Raw genomic sequence first — 16,615 nt, forward strand, 5'->3', positions numbered from 1 at the left:
GCACAGGGTCTCGAGCACGGTCACCTCGACCCGCTCGCGCAGGCTGAACAGGTCGACCACGTCGGCCGACACCGGGGCCACGGTCAACTCGCCGACCGCCTCCTCCAGTTCCCCCAGCGTCGTGGTGACCATGCCCGCCATGTTATCGAACGTGCGTGCGGCTGACAACCCCAAGAGGCATATTCTTTCTGCCTATCCATGGGTGCTCAGCGGCCGCTGCGCTCGCCGGATCTCCGGGGATGGTCTCCCCCGCGACCTGTCGCCCTCGAGCGCTCAGAGGAACGTGTCGTGTCGCAGGGCGTCCCTCGCCGCGAGCACCTCGGCCATCGCGAGCCCCGCCCGAGAACTGCTCGGGAGCGGGCCATGCCGCGACCCACCTCGAGCCGCCGGGGCCACCGCACCCACCGGCCCCGCGCTATCGAGCTATCGGGCTGCCGACGGTCTGGTTCTGCGGCCCCGCGGGTGCCCGGCTGCCCGGCCCGGGATCATCTGGCGCGCTGCGCCACGACCGCACACGCGCCTTGGCGCGCACCGGTAGCCTCCGGCGGGCTCCCAGCAGTCCATCGCACCCGGAGGGCGACGTGGCCTGGATCACCGTGAAGGAGCCGTTCGCCACGCCGCCACGGCTCACCGCCATCGGCCCCGGCGACCCTGCCTTCCCCGAGATCGAGGGGACTCGGAACCAACGCTGGGCGGAGGTCGATCGAGACGGCACCGAACCGCTGCCCGACGATCTGGCGACGTTGCGCCTCGAGTCCTGCGCACTCGTCGGTGTGGCGTTCAGCCACCTCGCCGGCGCCGAGATCGAGGGGCACTGGTCGAGCTGGGCGGCGTGCGACCTGAGCGGCGCGAGGGTCGAGAGCCTGCGGGAGTGCACCATCGCCGACACCAAGCTGACCGGGACCGACCTGTCCGAGGCCGACCTCTCCGATGTGGTGTTCGAGCGCTGCGTCCTGCAGCTCACCAGCCTGCGTATGGCCCGTCTGCGCCGGGTGCAGTTCAGCGACTGCACGCTGGTCGAGGTCGACGCCTACCAGTGCCACATGGAGGACGTCTCGTTCGACGGCTCGGAGATCACCGATCTCAACGTCGATCGCGTCACGGCCGAGCGGGTCGACCTCCGGGGGGTGCGCTCACTGGGACTGCAGGCGGTGGGGCGCCTCGACGGGTGCCTCGTGGACGAGGCCCAGCTGGCGGCGCTGGCCCACGACCTGGCTTTCGCCGTGGGCCTCGACCTCGAGCGACCTCACGACGCCGAGCGATAGCCGTCGACCCTGGGGCGAGGCACGCCGCCGTGCCGTGCCCGACCGGCGCGATCGAGCGGCGACGCTCAGAAGCCCTGGACCTCCAACAGCGCCAGGTCCTCGTCGGCCGGCGGCCCGGATGCCGGCACCACGAACGGGCACTGCAGACCGTCGGCGGGGACGACCAGGTCCAGCATGTAGTCGTTGGCGGCGTCGTTGACGCACGTCGACGGGACGAGGTTCCACACACCGTGCTGGGTGCCGCCGTAGGTGATGCGCACGGAGCCGGGCAGGAACTGCTGCATCCGGCCCGACCACTCGTAGGGGGTGGCGGGGTCGTTCACGGAGGACAGCAGCAGCACCGGGGCGATGCCCGAGGGGCTCTGGGCCGGAGCCGGATCCGGCGGCAACGGGAACCCGCTGCACAGGTCGAGGCCGGCGGCCATTTGCCAGCCCATGCGGGGACCGTCGAGCACCATCTGCTGAGCCGCCGCGGTCATGGCGGCCAGCCCGGGCCGGTCGGGGAGGTCGAGGCAGTTCACCTGCTGGAGCACCGTGCCGAAGTTGTCGGTCTGCTCCTCGACGATCACCTGGGCGGTGGGTCCGCCCTCGAGCTGCTCGAGCACCGACACCAGCTGGTTCTCGATGGCCGGCCACAGCGATTCGCTGGCCACGAGCCCGGCCACCAGCTGGCTCAGGGCATCGTCGGCGGTGATGGTGAGCGTCCCGCCGGTCACGGCGTTGGTCACCTCGATGGGCCCGGTGACGGCCAGCTCGGCGGTGATCTGGTCGATGGCGTCCTCGGTGCCGGGCATCTCGGTGAAGAAGAAGTCCAACGCCCGGTCGAAGCTGCCGCCTCGCTCGCTGGTGAAGGTGAGCGCCGTCGAGCGCGGATCGACGTTGCCGTCGAGGATCATGGCCCGGATGTCGTCAGGGAACAGCTGGGCGTACACCTCGCCGATGCGGGTGCCATAGGAGATGCCCCAGTAGGTGAGCTTCTCGTCGCCTACGGCGCGGCGGAGCAGGTCGAGGTCCTGGGCCACCTGGACGGTGCCGTAGCGGGCGCCGGTGCGGGCCCATGCCATCTGGCAGGCCGTGTGGCTCGCGGCCTTCACCGGTGCGTTGGCGGCGAAGTAGGCCCCCCAGTCCGCCGGTGGGGCGGATGCCTCCTGCTCCTGGGGGCACTCGAGGGAGGGGGCGCTGCCGGCCACGCCTCGGGGGTTGAGGGCCACGATGTCGAACGCGGCGGTGACCGCAGGGTCCATGGCCGGCACCACGGCCGCGGCCACCTCGAGAGCGTCGCCGCCGGGGCCGCCGGGGTTGAGGAACAGCGAGCCGATCCGGGCCCCGGGGTCGGTGGCCGGATGGCGCAGCACCGCCACCCCGATGGTGGGCCCATCGGGGTCGGCGTGGTCGACGGGCACCTGGTAGAGCCCGCACTCGAACGGAGCGGGGTAGGCCTCGCACGGCCCCCAGTCGACGGGCGAGACGGTGTCGTCGGCACCGGCCGGGAGGGCCCGAGGGGCGACGACGAGGAGCGACAGGCCGAGGAACGCCACGGTGACGAGGGCCAGGAGCCGTCGGGTAGGGAGGACGTTGGAGAGCGACATCAGCCGGTGAACCTCGGGGTGACGACGGGCCCGCTCGGCCCGGGGGTGGTCGGCTGGGGAGCAGGGGCCGGAGCGGGGACGACGCCCTCGTCGTAGGTGAAGGTCGGTTCGCCGCCGGCGACGGTGCACGCCGCGTCGACGGTCTGCCACCAGACGGCGGCCCCGTCGACCAGGACCTCGGTGTGGATCGTGTAGGTGAAGGGCAGGCTCCCGGTCCAGGTCGGACCGAAGAAGACGTCGTCGAGGTAGGCGATGGTGGTGGCGACCGGGGCGGTGGCCTCGACGAGGCTCTCACCGACGACGACCTGCTGGCCGCCGCTCGTGACCGTCTCGGTGCGGCGCTGGGCCATGCCCGCGTCGACGTCGAGCTGCAACTGGCCGTCGAGGCCGATGGATGCCGATCCGCACACGCCCTGGAGCTCGGCGAGGGCTGCTCGCGGCGTCGTCTCCTGGGCGCCTGCGGGCAACAGCGGGGTCAGCACCATCGCCCCCGCAGCGGCGCCGGCGAGAGCGAGAGCGCCACGACGCGCCCGTGGGACCTTCGTCGAACTGGACAAGAGCGACACCCCCGGGGGTCATCGGGACATGTCGGGGCACGTTAGGCGACGTCATCAGGATGGTTCAGTCCCGTTAGCCGGCACATAGCCTTGGGGCACACGACCCGCGCCGCTCACCGGCTGCCGGTCCACCGGGCGGGGCGATGTCAGGCGGACTCGTCGATGAGGCATGCTGGGTCCGGCGGTGCTCGGCTGGACCCGAGCCGACGGAAGGACCCGATGGGGCGGACGACGACAACAGCGGTGATCCTCGGCACTCTCCTGGCCCTGGCGGCCGGCTGCACACCGGGCGAGGGGGCCACCCCCTCCACCTCGGTCGGAGCACCCACCAGCACCTCGGTGCCCGAGGAGCCCGAACCCCGCTGCCAGACAGCCGGCCCCGGCCTCGCTGGCTTGGTGAGACCGCTCCTGCGTGACGGGGCGGTCGCCCTCGGCGAGGCGTACCGCACCCAGTCCGAAGGCGGCACCGTCGTCGCCGCCAACATCTACGACGACGAAGGCACCCTGCTCGGTGAGGGCGAGGTGTGGTTCGTGACCAACGGCTTCCCCTTCGCCATGACCGAGGACGCCGTCCGGTACAGCTTCACCCCGGCGGCGGAGGGCCTGCCCGCCCCGCCGGAGTGGACGGACGCGATGGCCGACCTCGTGGACGAGTGCGTCCTGGGCGCAACCGACCAGCCCTGACCCTTCTCCGGCACCGGAGACCTGCGTCTCCACCTTCGGGAGTTCGGTGACGAGCACGCCCAGGCGTCTTCGGCGGGAGGTCGATGCCTCAGGCCTGCGTATCTTCATCTCCGGCGTCACGCCCGAGGAGCCCTGTACCGTCGACCCGGATGGGTGTGCTGCGACGGTCACGAACCGACTTCGCCTGGGCGGCGGCGCTGGTGGCGGTGCTTGTGCTGGTGTTGGCCGTGTCGGGGCTCACGGCGTGCGGCGGCTCCGACCGCGTCGGGGACGACGGCGCGTCGGTCCCCCCAGCATCCGAGATCGAGCCACCGGTCGAAGGGCAGCCGACGACGGGGGCATCGGCCTTCTGCGAGCAAGCCCCGGACCCGGCTGCAGAGGTGCCTGCGAGCTACGTCGGTTCGACGGATCACGTCGAGGACCTGCGACGTCTGCGCACCGTGGCTCCCGACGTCCTCGGCGATGACCTCGACATCGTGATCCGCCACTTCGACGAATCGGTCGACCCGTCCGACCCGGACTCGCAGCTGATGGAGAACTTCCCCGACGAGGTCAACGAGGCGAGCGGCCGGCTCGTGGTCTACATCGAAGAGAACTGCAGCACACCCGAACCGGGGTCGGGCCGGTGAGCCGCGACGGGTTCGAGGTCATCGACGTGCACCACCACGTCGGCGGTGTCCCGTCACTCATGGCCGACGTCGCGACCCACGACGCGATGGAGACCCGAGCCGAGCCGACCGACGACGTCGAGAGGTCGACCCGACTGGAGATCATGGACGCCAACGGGGTCGACGCCGCCGTCGTCATGCCCACCCACGAGTACCTCCGCCCGAACGGCCACGTCGACACGATGGCGCTGAACGACGCCATCGCCGCGTACCGCGATCGTCGTCCCGATCGGTTCGTGGCCGCGGTGGGCATCGTCGAGCCCCTCCACGGTGGACGCTCCCACGAGGAGCTGCGGCGAGCTCGGGACGACCTGGGGCTCGTGGGCGTGAGCTTCCACAGCCGCTTCCAGGGCGTGGGCATGGACAGCCCTCTCATGAGCGGCCTGGTGCGAGCCGCGGTCGAGCTGGGCCTGGTTCCGTTCGTCCACGCCTACGCCGACAGCATCGACGAGGCCCCCTGGAAGATCGTCGATGTCGCGCGCGAGCTGGCCGATGCGCCCATCGTGGTCCTCGACGGGTTCTCGGGCTTCGAACGCACCAAGGACATCACCCGGGCCGCGCGCGATGCCCCCAACCTGGTCTTCGACACCAGCCTCGTGTACTCGTTCGACTTCGTCGAGCACTTCATCGAGGCGTTCGGGCCCGATCGGGTGCTCTTCGGGACCGACATGTACTCGGTGCCTCTCGCCTACCGCCGCAGCTACACGCTCGACCAGGTGCTCGACTCCCGCCTCGATGCGCCGACCAAGCAGGCGGTGCTCAGCGGGAACGTGCGTCGGTTGCTCGGTCTCGGCTGATCTCGTCTCCCGAACGGGGACGCGGGACCGCGGTCATCCGAAGGCCGGGCGGATCTCGGCGGCGAACTCGTCCATGAACCCGATCTGGTCGTCGACGAACTGGCTGAGGATGAGGTTGGTGGCGCCGGCGTCGACGCACTCCCGGATGCGCTCGATCCGGCGCTCCACCGGCCCGGCGATGACCGACCGACGGGCCAAGAAGTCGACCAGACCGAGGTCCTCGACCAGTCGGGCGTTGGCCTCGGCCCGGGCTGGCGTGGCGTGGGCCGAGGAGTCGTAGCGGCGCTGGAGCTCGGCGATGGCGTCGCGGTGCTCGTCGGGCAGGCCCTTCCCATCGGTGTGGAACCGGTACACGTGGTTGGCGGTGCCGGCCAGGAGGAAGCGCAACCGGGCGATGCCTTCTGCCTCGCTCGGCGCAGGGCACATGGCGGCCATGCACCAGATCTCGATGTCGTCGATCGAGCGTCCGACCGATGCCGCGCCCGCGGCGATGTTGGCTCGGGCCAGGCTGAGGACCTCGGCGTCGAGTGCGTTGGAGAGGACGACCCCGTCGGCGATCTGTCCGGCCAGGTGCTGGGTGCGTGGCCCCTCGGCTGCCATCCACACCGGCGTCGGGTGGTGCCCCCACCGCAGCACGAGGTCGTGGCCCTTGTACTCCACCGTCTCCCCGGCGCAGAGGCCCTTCACCGTCCGGCCGAACTCGGAGAGGGTGGCCACGTCCGCCGGCGGGACTCCGATGTTGCGCAGGGCGCTGTCGCCGCTGCTGAACCCGTAGACCATCCGACCGCCGGACACTTGCTGGAGGGCCACCAACGAGCTGGCCACCACTGCCGGGTGGCGGGTGCACGGGTTCGACACCGTCAGCCCGAGGCGAGGCCGGGTCGTGTGCTGAGCGGCCACGCCCAGGATCACGAAGGGGTCCGCCCACAGCGACTGTGAGTCGCCGGTGGTGAGCATCTCGAAGCCGGCGCCCTCGGCCGCATCGAGCCAACGGCGATACCAGTCGAAGTCGGTCACCGTGGTGCCGGTGGCGAAACGGACGGACGGGGTCGAATTGGCGGTCATGGCCTCAACGCTCGTAGCGGTTCCAGACGATGGACTCCTCGACCGCAGCCCGCGGTGACGGGACGAAGTCGCCGCCGGTCGTGTGGGCGACCGGCAACAGCGCCGTCTGGTCCCAGGTGTCGGGGATGCCGAGGATCTCGGCCATGGCCGGCTGGTCGGACTGGTGGGCGGTGGTGAGCACCGAACCCAGACCGCGGCTGCGCAACGCCAGCAGGAAGCTCCACACCGCCGGGTAGATCGAGGCGTACATGCCCGGCTCCATCCCGGTGGTCTCGCGGTCGGCGCCGATCAGACGCCCGTAGCGACCGGCGGCCGCCTCGAGGTCGTAGCAGGGGATGACGAGGACGGGGACCTCGCCCATGTGCGCCGCCAGGTAGAGGATCGAGCGCGAGATGCGGGCACCGGCCTCGTCTCCCGCGGCTTCCTTGGCCGCCAACATCGTGGACACCACCGCTTCGGTGGTGCGCCGGTACTGCTCCCCCACGGCCCGGCGTTGATCGGGGTCATCGACCACGACCCAGTGCCACTCCTGGGCGTTCGAGGCGTTCGGCGCGTAGGAGGCCAGTCGGATGCAGTCCACTACGACGTCTCGGTCGACGGGTCGGTCCAAATCGAGGCGCCGCCGCACCGCCTTGGTGGTCATGAGCAGTCGGTCGATCTCGGCGAGATCGAACGGTGGGTTCGCAGCCACGGTCCCCCCGGAACTGATGACATCAGGTCGAGAACCGACCCTATAGCCGGCGTCGCCAGCGCTTGCGGCGAACACGGACTGCCGCGTCGTCCCAGAGGCGTGTGCGAATCGACGGAACCTCCGGCTTCGCGCCATGAACCCGTCCGCCGTGCCAGTGGGTGGAGGACCCGAGGGCATCCGACGCCCATCGCGGCAGGCAGGCGGCCGCCTCAGTCCGGCACGTAGTCGGTGTCGATCACCCGGCGGCAGACGTCGGCGATCTTCACGCTCTGGCGGCGAGCCGATGCCCGGATGCGCTGGAACGCCTCCTCGGTGGTGATCCGGGCTCGCTCGGCGAGGACACCTTTGGCCTGCTCGATGACGACACGGCCGGCCAACGCCCTCTGGAGCTGCTCGGTGGTGCGCTGGCTCTGGAGCAGTTCGCTCGCGTTCACCACGTAGGCGGCCGCTACGTCGGCGAGCACCAGCGCGGCGTTGACCTCGTCGTCGCTCCACGACCGAGGTTCGTCGCTGTAGACGTCGAGGGAGCCGACTCGCCGGTCGTCCAGCACGAGCGGGATCCCGAGCACAGCGTGCAACCCGAGCTGTTCGACCACAGGCGCGTACCCGGGCCAACGTTCATGGCACTCACCGATGTCATGGACGACCACCGGCTGATTCTCTCGAATCGAGTCGAGGCAGGGCCCGTCCTGGAACCGCTCCTGGGCTCGTTCGGCGTCGGTGCCCAGGTCGCTGGTGGCGGTGACGAAGCGCAGTTCCTCTCCGTCGAGGAGGGCGACGCCGGCGGCCGTCGCGTCCAACACGTCGGCCACGCTGCCGGACAGGTCGTAGAGGACCTCGGTGATGTCGTAGCTGCCCGTCATGGTGCGCGCGAACTGGCGCAGCACCCGGGACAGAGCTTGTTGATCGGTCATCGGCTATCGCTTCTCTCGCTGTCGGTGTGCCGCTGGGCGAAGTGCCTCAAGGCGGCCCCACCGACGGGTGGAGAGCGACTTGCGAAGAGCCCCGGGGGGGGTCTGGGGACAACGGTCCGACCACCGGTCGGATCCATCTCGTTCAGCACCCTCACCGTAGTTGGCCCCGACCGCTTCGACTCCCGGACCCACCGTCAGTGGGCCTCGCGCTCCGTGTCACCAGCCCTCTCGACGTCGTCGCGCTGTTGCCACGGGTGATCGGGGGCATGGTTCGGCTGATGCGCCGTGCTCCCCTGGTGGCGGCCCCGGAGCGGCCCGGCTCAGCAGGTGCTGTCACCGGGCCGCTCCCGCGGGGCGATCGGTTCCGAGGCAGGGGATGCCTCGGCGATCCGGGGGGAGAACGTGGGGTCCTGGTCCTCGACGAGGCGGACGATGCGCTCGACGATCGGCGGTGCGCCGTCGAGACGGAGTCGGAGGTCGCCGCCGCGCTCGTGGAGCCGGCGGTCGATGTGGTCCAAGACGTCGAGGCCGTGGGACGTGCAGCACCGGAGATCGCGGAGATCGACCGTGATGGTGACGACGCCGTCACCGATGAGCCGCTCCAGCTCGGACCGCAGTTGCGGGGCGGTGGTGGGGCAGAGCTCGCCGTGGAGGTCGACGCTGGCGACCAGCCGCCCGTCCCGAGCAGTCACGAGGATCCCGGTGCGCAGCCGCGTGCCCAGGTGGAGTGCTGGGGTGGTCACGGGTCTCGGCGCCATCCCAGGCCGTAGCCGTCGTTGGCGAAGGTGCGGGCCTGCAGCGCATCCTCGAGCTGGTGAAAGACGGCGAATCGCAGCATGATGCCGGCGCGGTCGAGCAGGAGCCGGCAGGTGGTGCGGCGGCTGACGAAGCAGGAGTCGACGCGGTCGTCCCTGTCGTTGGCGAGGTCGGCCAGCGCGTGCGGGTCGGTGAGGACGCAGCTGTTCAGGTCGATGAGGATCGGCCGGTCGGTGAGGGCGGCGGCCGCGTCGCGGAGGTGCTCCACGCCGTCACGGTCGAGTTGACCCAAGGGCTCGAGGACGACGACATCGCCGCGTTCTTGGGTGCGAACCGCGGGTTGCGGTCGGTCGTCGTGAGGTGGTCGCCCGCGGGACGGATCGATCGTTCCTCTCAGGTTCTGGCGGGGGACGGGGGCGCTCATGATGGCCTCTCGTCGGACTGCCAGGGGTCTGGGGCTCGACCGATTTCTCGTGTGAACTCTGTCATGAGGCTACGAAGATCCCCTTCGATCGTCCAGGGACCTTCGTCCTCTCGGAGACGGGGGACGGAGCCGCCTCGCCGCGGCGACTGCCCACCCCGCCAGAGGTCGGGTTCTCCCGGGTCCTTGGTCACCAATCTCGCCGGGGAGGCATCAGCCGGCATGGCTCGGGTAGCAGGTGTTCAGCGAGGTTCTCGAACGGGAACCTCACCGAGTCGGGAGGCTTGACATGGCTGAGGCACAGGATCGACGGGATGCACAGCTCGAAGGCCAGTGGGATCAGATGCGTGGGCGGGTGCGCGAGGCGTGGGGCGCCCTCACCGACGACGACGTCGATCGGGCCAAGGGCAACTGGACCCAGCTCATCGGGAACATCCGCGAACGGACGGGCGAGGCCGCCGACACGATCGAGTCCAAGCTGAGCGAGATCCTCGACACGGTCGAGGAGAAGGGCTCACCCCGACAGGAGTCCTAGGAGCGCCTCACCGGGTCGGCACCGCCGCCCGGGAGGCCCGGCCCGGCGCACCGGCGTTCCCGTGCAGGAGTCCACCCACGACGACGCCCGGAAGCACTGCGGGAGCTACGCCTGTTCGGAACCGACGGCGGCGGCAGCGACGGACGCCCGAACCCACTCAGCTGAACGCACTACTCGGGAGATCCGTCGCACCGCTCTCTACGGCATCGCAGATCACCCGAGCCACGGTCGCCGGTTCCAATCCGATCCCCATGGGCGGCGCGGTTCCGGCGATCGCCCGCCCGGCGAGCCCGGTCTCGGTGTGCGGGGGCCGGGCGTCGAGCACCCGCAAGCCACGTCGCCGTGCCTCACGGGCCAGCCCTTGATCGAACGCGCAGACGGCCGACTTCGACGCCCCGTAGGCCGCCATGCCGGGAAGGTTCTGCTCGGCGATGACCCCAGAGATGTTGACGACCACACCACCAGCGGACAGAACGGGCATGGTCTCGCGGGCCACCATGATCGGCAGGAACGTGTTGGTCAGGAACAGCTCCTCCATCACATCGGTCGACAGCGACTCCACGTCGCCGAACGCGACCACCCCGACGGCGTTGATCACGATGTCGAGGTGGCCGGTGTGATCGACGGCGGCTCGCACTGCGGCAGCACACGAGTCGGGTGATCGCAGGTCCAGCGCCACCCGTTCACCAGGAAGATCGAGCCGATCCAGCCGGTCCTGGTCCCGGGCCACGAGCGTCAGCCGGGCGCCCCGTCCTGCGAGCTCGAGTCCGAGCGCTCCGCCGAGACCACCGGTCGCTCCCAGCAGAAGAACGGATGCCCCATCGAGGGATGTGCTGGTCATCACCACGTTCTATTGCATGGGCGCTCACCCGCTCCGACCCGGCGCACCGGCCAAGGGCCCGATTCGTAACGACCGGCACCCTCTGGTGTGGGGTCCGACAGCTGCTCGAGCGGCATGCCGGCCGAGCCGTCGCGGTGGCACCGCCCTGGACCGGCCGGTCCCGCCGCCCCGCCCCGGCTCGGCGGTGTTCCGGCCCCATCGGACCGAGTTGTCCTGCCTCCGCTCATTGCACGAGCCCGACACGGCGCTGGGCGTCGGTTTCTTCGGTAGGTTCCGACGATGACGCCGAGCGAACTGGTGGCTGCCGCCCGAGAGTGTCGATCCAACGCCCACGTGCCCTATTCCAAGTTCCGAGCCGGAGCGGCGGTGCACACCGACTCCGACAGTGTCGTCCCCGGCACGATCGTCGAGAACGTCTCACTCGGGTTGGCCATGTGCGCCGAGCGTGTCGCCCTCTTCTCCACGGTTGCGCTCGGTGCCCGACCGCTTGCGCTGGCCCTCGTCGCACCACGCACCGGCGAGGACCTCACGTGGCCGTGCGGAGCCTGCCTCCAAGTGGCGCTCGAGCTCGGGGGTTCGACGATGCCGATCTACGTCAGTTCGGTTGCCAACGACGCCCCGATCAGCGAATCGACCGTCGGCGAGCTCCTCCCGAACGGGCCATTCGTCCGTCGCTGAATCGACGTGGAGTCCCGCCCTCCACGTCGCCGTCTGCCGGGCCCTCGTCGAGGTGGTGCACGCGCAGGGCCGACCGGTGCGCTCGGGTCCATCGTCGCGTGTGCCCGACTGCGGTGGGCCGACGAGATGCTGGCACAGCCGGGTCCCGATCCACCGGCGGATGGCGACGGGATCAACCGGCTCGCAGAGGAAGGCGCACCGCGACGACCGTGTCGCCGGGGATCGAGGCGATCGAGATGGACCCGTGGTGGCCCTCCACGATCCGGTTGGAGATGTCGAGGCCCAGCCCGGTGCCCTTCCCGACGGGCTTGGTGGTGAAGAAGGGCTCGATCGCCCGGGCCTGGACGTCATCGGACATGCCGGGTCCGTCGTCGCCCACCTCGACCAGCAGGTCCTCGCCGTCGACCCGAACCGAGAGTCGGAGCGTGCCTCGGCCTTCCATGGCATCCACGGCGTTGTCCACGAGGTTGGTCCAGACCTGGTTCAGCTCGCCTGGGCGGGCTTCGATGCGAGGACGGTCGTCGGCGTACTCGCGCACGATCCGGATGCCGTCGACGAGCTTGTGCGAGAGCACCGTCACGGTGCTCTCGAGGCCGTCGGCCACGTCGATGAGCTGGGTGGACGCCCGGTCGAGCTGCGAATAGGACCCGACCTCATCGACGAGAGCAGAAACGCGACCCGTCGACTCAGCGATGTCGTCGATCAGGCTGGCGGTGGCGAGCGTGCTCGCCACCCACTGGAGGCCCGGTCCCAGGGCGTCGTCGCCGAGCACCCCGCGCACGCGCTCGCACCACTCGACGTCCACGGCGGCGGCCGCGAACGCCGGGGCGATGGTCCAGGCGTCGTCGATCCCGCGCCGCTCCAGCCAGCCGAGCAACTCGTCCTCGCGATCGGCGAGTCCGATCGAATCGGTGATCGTGACCGCCGGACCGATCTCGCGTCGGAGCGCGTCGAGTTCGACGAGTCGTGCACTCGGAACGTGCTGGGCGAGCTCGAAGAGCGACGAGTTGATGCCGTCGCAGGCGTGCTGGAGGGACCTCGCGGCGCGAGCGGAGGCGGCCGCCGGGTTGTTGATCTCGTGTGCGAGCCCGGCGGCGAGGGTGCCGAGCGCGATGAGGCCGGCGCGCTGGCGAGCCATGGCGTCCATCTTCCGCACGGTCTGGAAGAAGCCGTCGATCAGGTGCCCGGCGAAGGGGAACCATCGGCAGACCGCCCCACCCAGCGACGGCGCGTCGACCCGCAGCACCCGACCGGCCTCACCGCCCCGGCCCGTCGAGATGTAGCCCGCGGCATCGGTCCACGCCCGGAAACCCCCGGCCCACAAGCCCGGCCGGTCGAGCGCACCCACCACCGACTCGTCGCGACCGGTGCGACGGTAGAGGTCGATGCGGCCGTCGAGCACCACCCACCAGTGGTCGGCCGGCTCGCCCTCGACGAACAGCTCCTCGCCCTGGGTGTAGCCCACCACCGTGCTGAACGACGACAGCTCGGCCAGCCGGGCGTCGCCGAGACCCTCGAACAGGAAGAGGTCGCGGATCTCGTCGAGGGTCATGCGCTCGGCTCTCTCACATCGTGTCCAGGTAGCGGTGGACGAGATGGACCGCCATGGCCCCTTCGCCGACTGCGGACGCGACCCGCTTCATCGAGTCGAGCCGTACATCACCGGCTGCGAACACCCCCGGGACACTCGTCTCCAGGGTCAGCGGAGCTCGTTCGAGCGGCCATCTCAGGCCGTCGACCCTGTCGAGATCGGGGCCGGTGAGGACGAAGCCCTTCGCGTCGCGCATGACCTCCTCGCCGAGCCAGTCGGTGCGCGGCAACGCGCCGATGAAGATGTACAAGCCCTCGGCGGGCACCTCCTCCTCGGTGCCTGCTCGGCGGTCGGAGAGGGTGATCGCCTCGAGGTGCCCGTCGCCGCGACCGCCGATGACCTGGGTCTCGAACCGAACCTCGACGTTCGCGGCGGCCTCGATGCGGTCGGCGAGGTACTTCGACATGGAGGTCTCGAGTGAGTCCGAGCGCACCAGCATCACCACCCGACGGGCGAACCGGGCGAAGTTGAGCACCGCCTGGCCCGCCGAGTTGGCGGCGCCCACGACGTACACGTCATCGCCCTCGCAGCTCCTGGCGTCACCCGCGGTGGCGCCGTAGTACACGCCCCGCCCGACGAAGTCGTTCACCCCGGGGGCATCGATGATGCGGTACGACACGCCGCTCGCCACGAGGACGGCGCGGGCCTCGATGCTGGAACCATCGGCGAAGCACACCCCGTGCACCGGTCCTCGGACCTCGAAGGTCGTCACGTCGCGCGCCACGATCATCTCCGCCCCGAACCGTCGCGCCTGGGCCACGGCGCGGTTGGCGAGCTCCTGGCCCGTCAACCCACGAGGGAACCCCAGGTAGTTCTCGATGGCGGCGCTCTGCCCGGCCTGGCCACCTGGCGCCTCGCGCTCGACGATGACGGTCCGGAGTCCCTCGGACGCGCCGTAGACCGCCGCGGCGAGTCCGGCAGGACCCGCACCCACGATGCACAGGTCGTACAACGGCTGCTCGGCGGCGGTTCGCAGACCCAGTGCGTTCGCCAGCTCCAGGATCGAGGGGGACCGGAGCGTGTCGCCGTCGGGAACGAGCACGAGGGGAAGCTGGTCCGGCCCAACCTCGGCGAGGTCGACCAGCCGGCGCGCCTCGTCGTCGCGCTCGACATCGAGCCACCGGTAGGGGACGTGGTTGCGAGAGAGGAACGTCTTCACCTCGTGTCCGCCCTCGGACCACCGATGACCGACCACCCGCAACTCTCCGGACGTGTCGGGATGCGCAGCCTGCCAGTCGGCCAGCAACTCGTCGGCGACCGGGTAGAGACGCTCCTCGGGCGGGTCCCAGGGCTTCATCAGGTAGTGGTCGAGGCCGATCTCGTTGATGGCACGGATCGCCGCTTCGGTGTCGGCATAGGCGGTCAGCAACACCAGCTTCGCCTCGGGTGCAAGCTCCTGGGCCCGCTCGAGGAACTCCACCCCCGTCATCTCGGGCATCCGCTGGTCCGACGCGATCAGGGCCACCTGGCGGTCACGCAACCGGTACTCGGCCAGCAGCTCGAGGGCATCGGCGCCCGACAGCGTCCGAACGATCTGGAACTCTGCGCCGTACTTCCGACGCAGATCTCTCGCGATGGCCTGCGAGACCCCCGGATCGTCGTCCACCGTCAAGATCGCCGGCTTCGCCACCTCTCCCCCCCGGGGTCACGACAGCACTGCCGACCCTACAGCGCGGCCCGACGACGAGGAGCCCAGATGGGCTCCTCGTCGTCGCGTCCGAGCTCGCCCGACCGGCGGTGCGGAGCGGCTACCCGGTGAACGCGGGGACTGCCTCCACCGGCATCGCCCGCACCTCAGGAGCGGCGATCGGGGCAGGAGCCAGGACCGTGTCGAAGGCCACCGACGGCGAGTAACCCGTCCTGGCGGTGTCGTTGATGTAGGGGCACTCGGCCCAGAACCAGTAGCGGAGTTCGGTCGGTGCCCGATCGAGCCAGGCCTGGAGGGTTCGGGTCGATGACACCGGCCCGGCCGGGGCCTCGACGGCGGTCCGGTGCACGACGCGGCCGATGTCGCGCCGGTCGCTCGACGTGGACACCACCACGGACGCCTGACGAGCGGAGTCGCACGGCACCGCACCCGACGGGAACGGCGGCTCGACGGTGACCCGAACCTCGGAGACCGCGCCGCCCGAGGCCGGGTGGAGGTCCAGCTTCAGGGCCACCGGGATCTGCGACTCCGTCACCGTGAACGGCACTGCGTCGGTGTAGCGGCCCCCCTCCGGGCCCGTGCAGAAGCCCTGGAACCAGTAGGTGCCGGCCTCGTAGGCCGTGTTGAAGAACCACTCGTCCACCGACTGGGTCATCGACGGCTCACTCGTCGCTACGAGGGCGCTGCTGACGATCCCGGTACCGGGCGCCGGGTCCGACTGGAAGTTGATGCCGACCGGGTCGTCGAAGTCGACCTCGCACCCCGACACCCATCCGTCGTCCAGGGTGGCGCTCACCGGCTCCGCGCCGCTACCTCCGCTCGGGTCGACCGTGAGAGGCACCGCAGCCGGCATCGAGTGATCACCGGGGAGCCGAGCGGCGTCTGACGGTGCAGCGGGGAGGGCCACCAAGACGGTCGCGCTCGCCAGTACGGGCAACAGCTTCAGGACCATGCGTCGCTCCCCCACAGGTAGACACTCAGCCACTTGTCTACTTGTGATGGGGCAACCCCCGCACGATGCGCTGGGGGACCTGCGCCTGTCCGGCACTGGCGGCGGGCTGTGGCACCTGGTCCCGGCCGGGCACACCCAGATGGCGGGAGGCGTCGGCTCCTGAGCCCGTCGCGCAACGGCTCTGGATCCTGTTCTCCGCCGACTGCGACCGATGCCGCCGCCGGGTCCGCTGCGACCCGACTGGCCGGCCACGACGGCACGACGCGCCCCGGCGCCGGAGCCCGTCGGACCGGCATGTCAGTGGCCCCTCAGCGGTAGGCGCCGCCCCAGGCGGGTCCGCCGGCGACGTATTCCACGACCTCGATGCCCTGGCCGTCGGGGTCGACGATGAAGAACATGCGGGTGCCGTGCAGGTCCACCGGTGCGGTCACGCAGGTCACTCCGAGGTCGCGCATGGCGGTGTGCGCCTCGTCGGCGTCGGATACCTCGAGGGAGAGGACGCGTAGACCGAGGCCGTTCCCGGGAAGGACGGCAGGCGTGTAGTTGAACGACATCAACTCGACGCGCAGGTCACCGATGCGTCCGCCGCTCGCTCGCCCTTCAGCGCCGGGCGTGCCGGTGATGGTCTCGAAGTCCTCGCCGGCGAGGTGCTCGTCGAAGAGCTCCTCCCAGCCCAGCACGTCGCGGTACCAGTCCTTCGACCGGTCCATGTCGGAGACGTTGATCGACACGTGCGACACGCCCTTCAGACCCGGTATCGCCACGATGCCCTCCCCGACGCCCGACCCCGGGCCCCGCATGCTCGGATGCTAGGCCGGTCCCTGGCGCGAGCCAATGCAGTGCGCGCCTCGTCGGGGCCGAGGGCGGGTTCGTCGAAGGTGACAGGCGCGTGGAAGCAGCCTGCGGTCAGCGCCGGGTGAGATGGCCGGCCGTCCAGCCGGCGTCGCATCGGGCACCTCGGGG

18 protein-coding genes are annotated in these 16,615 nt (G+C 70.5%); 6 read left to right on the forward strand and 12 right to left on the reverse strand.

Annotated elements, in window-relative coordinates:
- Nucleotides 1–581: 581 nt before the first annotated feature.
- Nucleotides 582–1,265 carry a pentapeptide repeat-containing protein gene (locus LUW87_RS15300; RefSeq protein ID WP_232672074.1) on the forward strand — a complete coding sequence of 228 codons (684 nt, stop codon included), beginning with the start codon at nucleotides 582–584 and terminating at the stop codon, nucleotides 1,263–1,265.
- A 65-nt stretch (nucleotides 1,266–1,330) separates the two neighbouring features.
- Here the strand turns inward: LUW87_RS15300 and LUW87_RS15305 are convergent, their stop codons facing one another.
- Together LUW87_RS15305 and LUW87_RS15310 are read right to left on the reverse strand one after the other, a co-directional pair.
- Nucleotides 1,331–2,854, reverse strand: coding sequence for an alpha/beta hydrolase (locus LUW87_RS15305; protein ID WP_232672075.1), 1,524 nt, complete (start codon nucleotides 2,852–2,854; stop codon nucleotides 1,331–1,333).
- On the reverse strand, nucleotides 2,854–3,339 hold the full coding sequence (locus LUW87_RS15310; RefSeq protein WP_232672076.1) for a hypothetical protein: 486 nt from the start codon (nucleotides 3,337–3,339) through the stop codon (nucleotides 2,854–2,856). The genes LUW87_RS15305 and LUW87_RS15310 overlap by 1 nt, the downstream gene beginning before the upstream one ends.
- 315 nt (nucleotides 3,340–3,654) lie before the next feature.
- Between LUW87_RS15310 and LUW87_RS15315 the strand changes: the two genes are divergently transcribed.
- The 3 genes from LUW87_RS15315 (at nucleotide 3,655) to LUW87_RS15325 (ending at nucleotide 5,560) form a co-directional block, all read left to right on the forward strand.
- A complete protein-coding gene (locus tag LUW87_RS15315) occupies nucleotides 3,655–4,095 on the forward strand; it encodes a hypothetical protein (RefSeq protein ID WP_232672077.1) in 441 nt (146 codons plus the stop codon).
- Nucleotides 4,096–4,244: 149 nt separating this feature from the next.
- On the forward strand, nucleotides 4,245–4,724 hold the full coding sequence (locus LUW87_RS15320) for a hypothetical protein (RefSeq protein ID WP_232672078.1): 480 nt from the start codon (nucleotides 4,245–4,247) through the stop codon (nucleotides 4,722–4,724).
- Nucleotides 4,721–5,560 (forward strand): amidohydrolase family protein, encoded by an 840-nt coding sequence (locus LUW87_RS15325; RefSeq protein ID WP_232672079.1) that lies wholly within the window; start codon nucleotides 4,721–4,723, stop codon nucleotides 5,558–5,560. The genes LUW87_RS15320 and LUW87_RS15325 overlap by 4 nt, the downstream gene beginning before the upstream one ends.
- A 33-nt stretch (nucleotides 5,561–5,593) precedes the next feature.
- Here the strand turns inward: LUW87_RS15325 and LUW87_RS15330 are convergent, their stop codons facing one another.
- From LUW87_RS15330 to LUW87_RS15350, 5 genes are all read right to left on the reverse strand, one after another.
- Nucleotides 5,594–6,625 (reverse strand): LLM class flavin-dependent oxidoreductase, encoded by a 1,032-nt coding sequence (locus LUW87_RS15330; RefSeq protein WP_232672080.1) that lies wholly within the window; start codon nucleotides 6,623–6,625, stop codon nucleotides 5,594–5,596.
- A gap of 4 nt (nucleotides 6,626–6,629) precedes the next feature.
- Complete coding sequence (locus LUW87_RS15335) at nucleotides 6,630–7,316, reverse strand: nitroreductase family protein (protein ID WP_232672081.1); 687 nt, start codon at nucleotides 7,314–7,316, stop codon at nucleotides 6,630–6,632.
- Nucleotides 7,317–7,525: 209 nt separating this feature from the next.
- Complete coding sequence (locus LUW87_RS15340; RefSeq protein ID WP_232672082.1) at nucleotides 7,526–8,230, reverse strand: GAF and ANTAR domain-containing protein; 705 nt, start codon at nucleotides 8,228–8,230, stop codon at nucleotides 7,526–7,528.
- A gap of 320 nt (nucleotides 8,231–8,550) precedes the next feature.
- Nucleotides 8,551–8,973, reverse strand: coding sequence for an STAS domain-containing protein (locus LUW87_RS15345; RefSeq protein ID WP_232672083.1), 423 nt, complete (start codon nucleotides 8,971–8,973; stop codon nucleotides 8,551–8,553).
- Complete coding sequence (locus LUW87_RS15350) at nucleotides 8,970–9,254, reverse strand: hypothetical protein (protein WP_232672084.1); 285 nt, start codon at nucleotides 9,252–9,254, stop codon at nucleotides 8,970–8,972. Before LUW87_RS15350 ends, LUW87_RS15345 begins: the two co-directional genes overlap by 4 nt.
- Before the next feature lie 442 nt (nucleotides 9,255–9,696).
- On the opposite strand from LUW87_RS15350, the gene LUW87_RS15355 reads away from it, so the two are divergent.
- Nucleotides 9,697–9,942, forward strand: coding sequence for a CsbD family protein (locus tag LUW87_RS15355; RefSeq protein WP_232672085.1), 246 nt, complete (start codon nucleotides 9,697–9,699; stop codon nucleotides 9,940–9,942).
- A 157-nt stretch (nucleotides 9,943–10,099) separates the two neighbouring features.
- Here LUW87_RS15355 and LUW87_RS15360 read toward each other — a convergent pair whose 3' ends face one another.
- The gene (locus tag LUW87_RS15360) at nucleotides 10,100–10,783 is read right to left on the reverse strand and encodes an SDR family NAD(P)-dependent oxidoreductase (protein WP_232672086.1); all 684 of its coding nucleotides are present in this window, start codon (nucleotides 10,781–10,783) and stop codon (nucleotides 10,100–10,102) included.
- A 279-nt stretch (nucleotides 10,784–11,062) separates the two neighbouring features.
- On the opposite strand from LUW87_RS15360, the gene LUW87_RS15365 reads away from it, so the two are divergent.
- Nucleotides 11,063–11,461 carry a cytidine deaminase gene (locus LUW87_RS15365; RefSeq protein ID WP_232672087.1) on the forward strand — a complete coding sequence of 133 codons (399 nt, stop codon included), beginning with the start codon at nucleotides 11,063–11,065 and terminating at the stop codon, nucleotides 11,459–11,461.
- Nucleotides 11,462–11,633: 172 nt separating this feature from the next.
- On the opposite strand, the gene LUW87_RS15370 is transcribed toward LUW87_RS15365, so the two are convergent.
- The 4 genes from LUW87_RS15370 to LUW87_RS15385 form a co-directional block, all read right to left on the reverse strand.
- Entirely contained in the window at nucleotides 11,634–13,013 is a 1,380-nt protein-coding gene (locus LUW87_RS15370; RefSeq protein WP_232672088.1) for an ATP-binding protein, read from the reverse strand.
- A gap of 13 nt (nucleotides 13,014–13,026) precedes the next feature.
- Nucleotides 13,027–14,658, reverse strand: coding sequence for an FAD-dependent oxidoreductase (locus LUW87_RS15375; RefSeq protein ID WP_232672089.1), 1,632 nt, complete (start codon nucleotides 14,656–14,658; stop codon nucleotides 13,027–13,029).
- Between the two features lie 142 nt (nucleotides 14,659–14,800).
- Nucleotides 14,801–15,496 carry a hypothetical protein gene (locus LUW87_RS15380; protein WP_232672090.1) on the reverse strand — a complete coding sequence of 232 codons (696 nt, stop codon included), beginning with the start codon at nucleotides 15,494–15,496 and terminating at the stop codon, nucleotides 14,801–14,803.
- A 464-nt stretch (nucleotides 15,497–15,960) separates the two neighbouring features.
- Nucleotides 15,961–16,452: a VOC family protein gene (locus tag LUW87_RS15385; RefSeq protein WP_232672091.1), complete on the reverse strand. Its 492-nt coding sequence runs from the start codon at nucleotides 16,450–16,452 to the stop codon at nucleotides 15,961–15,963.
- Nucleotides 16,453–16,615 lie beyond the last annotated feature (163 nt).

The organism is Rhabdothermincola salaria (genome assembly GCF_021246445.1).
Classification (GTDB): Bacteria; Actinomycetota; Acidimicrobiia; order Acidimicrobiales; family Acidimicrobilacustridaceae; genus Rhabdothermincola_A; species Rhabdothermincola_A salaria.

Bases quoted from the DNA above. Each gene is read 5' to 3' on its own strand.
- LUW87_RS15305 (WP_232672075.1), bottom strand. From the start codon at position 2,854: ATGTCGCTCTCCAACGTCCTCCCTACCCGACGGCTCCTGGCCCTCGTC.
- LUW87_RS15310 (WP_232672076.1), bottom strand. From the start codon at position 3,339: ATGGTGCTGACCCCGCTGTTGCCCGCAGGCGCCCAGGAGACGACGCCG.
- LUW87_RS15320 (WP_232672078.1), top strand. From the start codon at position 4,245: ATGGGTGTGCTGCGACGGTCACGAACCGACTTCGCCTGGGCGGCGGCG.
- LUW87_RS15330 (WP_232672080.1), bottom strand. From the start codon at position 6,625: ATGACCGCCAATTCGACCCCGTCCGTCCGTTTCGCCACCGGCACCACG.
- LUW87_RS15340 (WP_232672082.1), bottom strand. From the start codon at position 8,230: ATGACCGATCAACAAGCTCTGTCCCGGGTGCTGCGCCAGTTCGCGCGC.
- LUW87_RS15355 (WP_232672085.1), top strand. From the start codon at position 9,697: ATGGCTGAGGCACAGGATCGACGGGATGCACAGCTCGAAGGCCAGTGG.
- LUW87_RS15360 (WP_232672086.1), bottom strand. From the start codon at position 10,783: ATGACCAGCACATCCCTCGATGGGGCATCCGTTCTTCTGCTGGGAGCG.
- LUW87_RS15365 (WP_232672087.1), top strand. From the start codon at position 11,063: ATGACGCCGAGCGAACTGGTGGCTGCCGCCCGAGAGTGTCGATCCAAC.
- LUW87_RS15370 (WP_232672088.1), bottom strand. From the start codon at position 13,013: ATGACCCTCGACGAGATCCGCGACCTCTTCCTGTTCGAGGGTCTCGGC.
- LUW87_RS15385 (WP_232672091.1), bottom strand. From the start codon at position 16,452: ATGCGGGGCCCGGGGTCGGGCGTCGGGGAGGGCATCGTGGCGATACCG.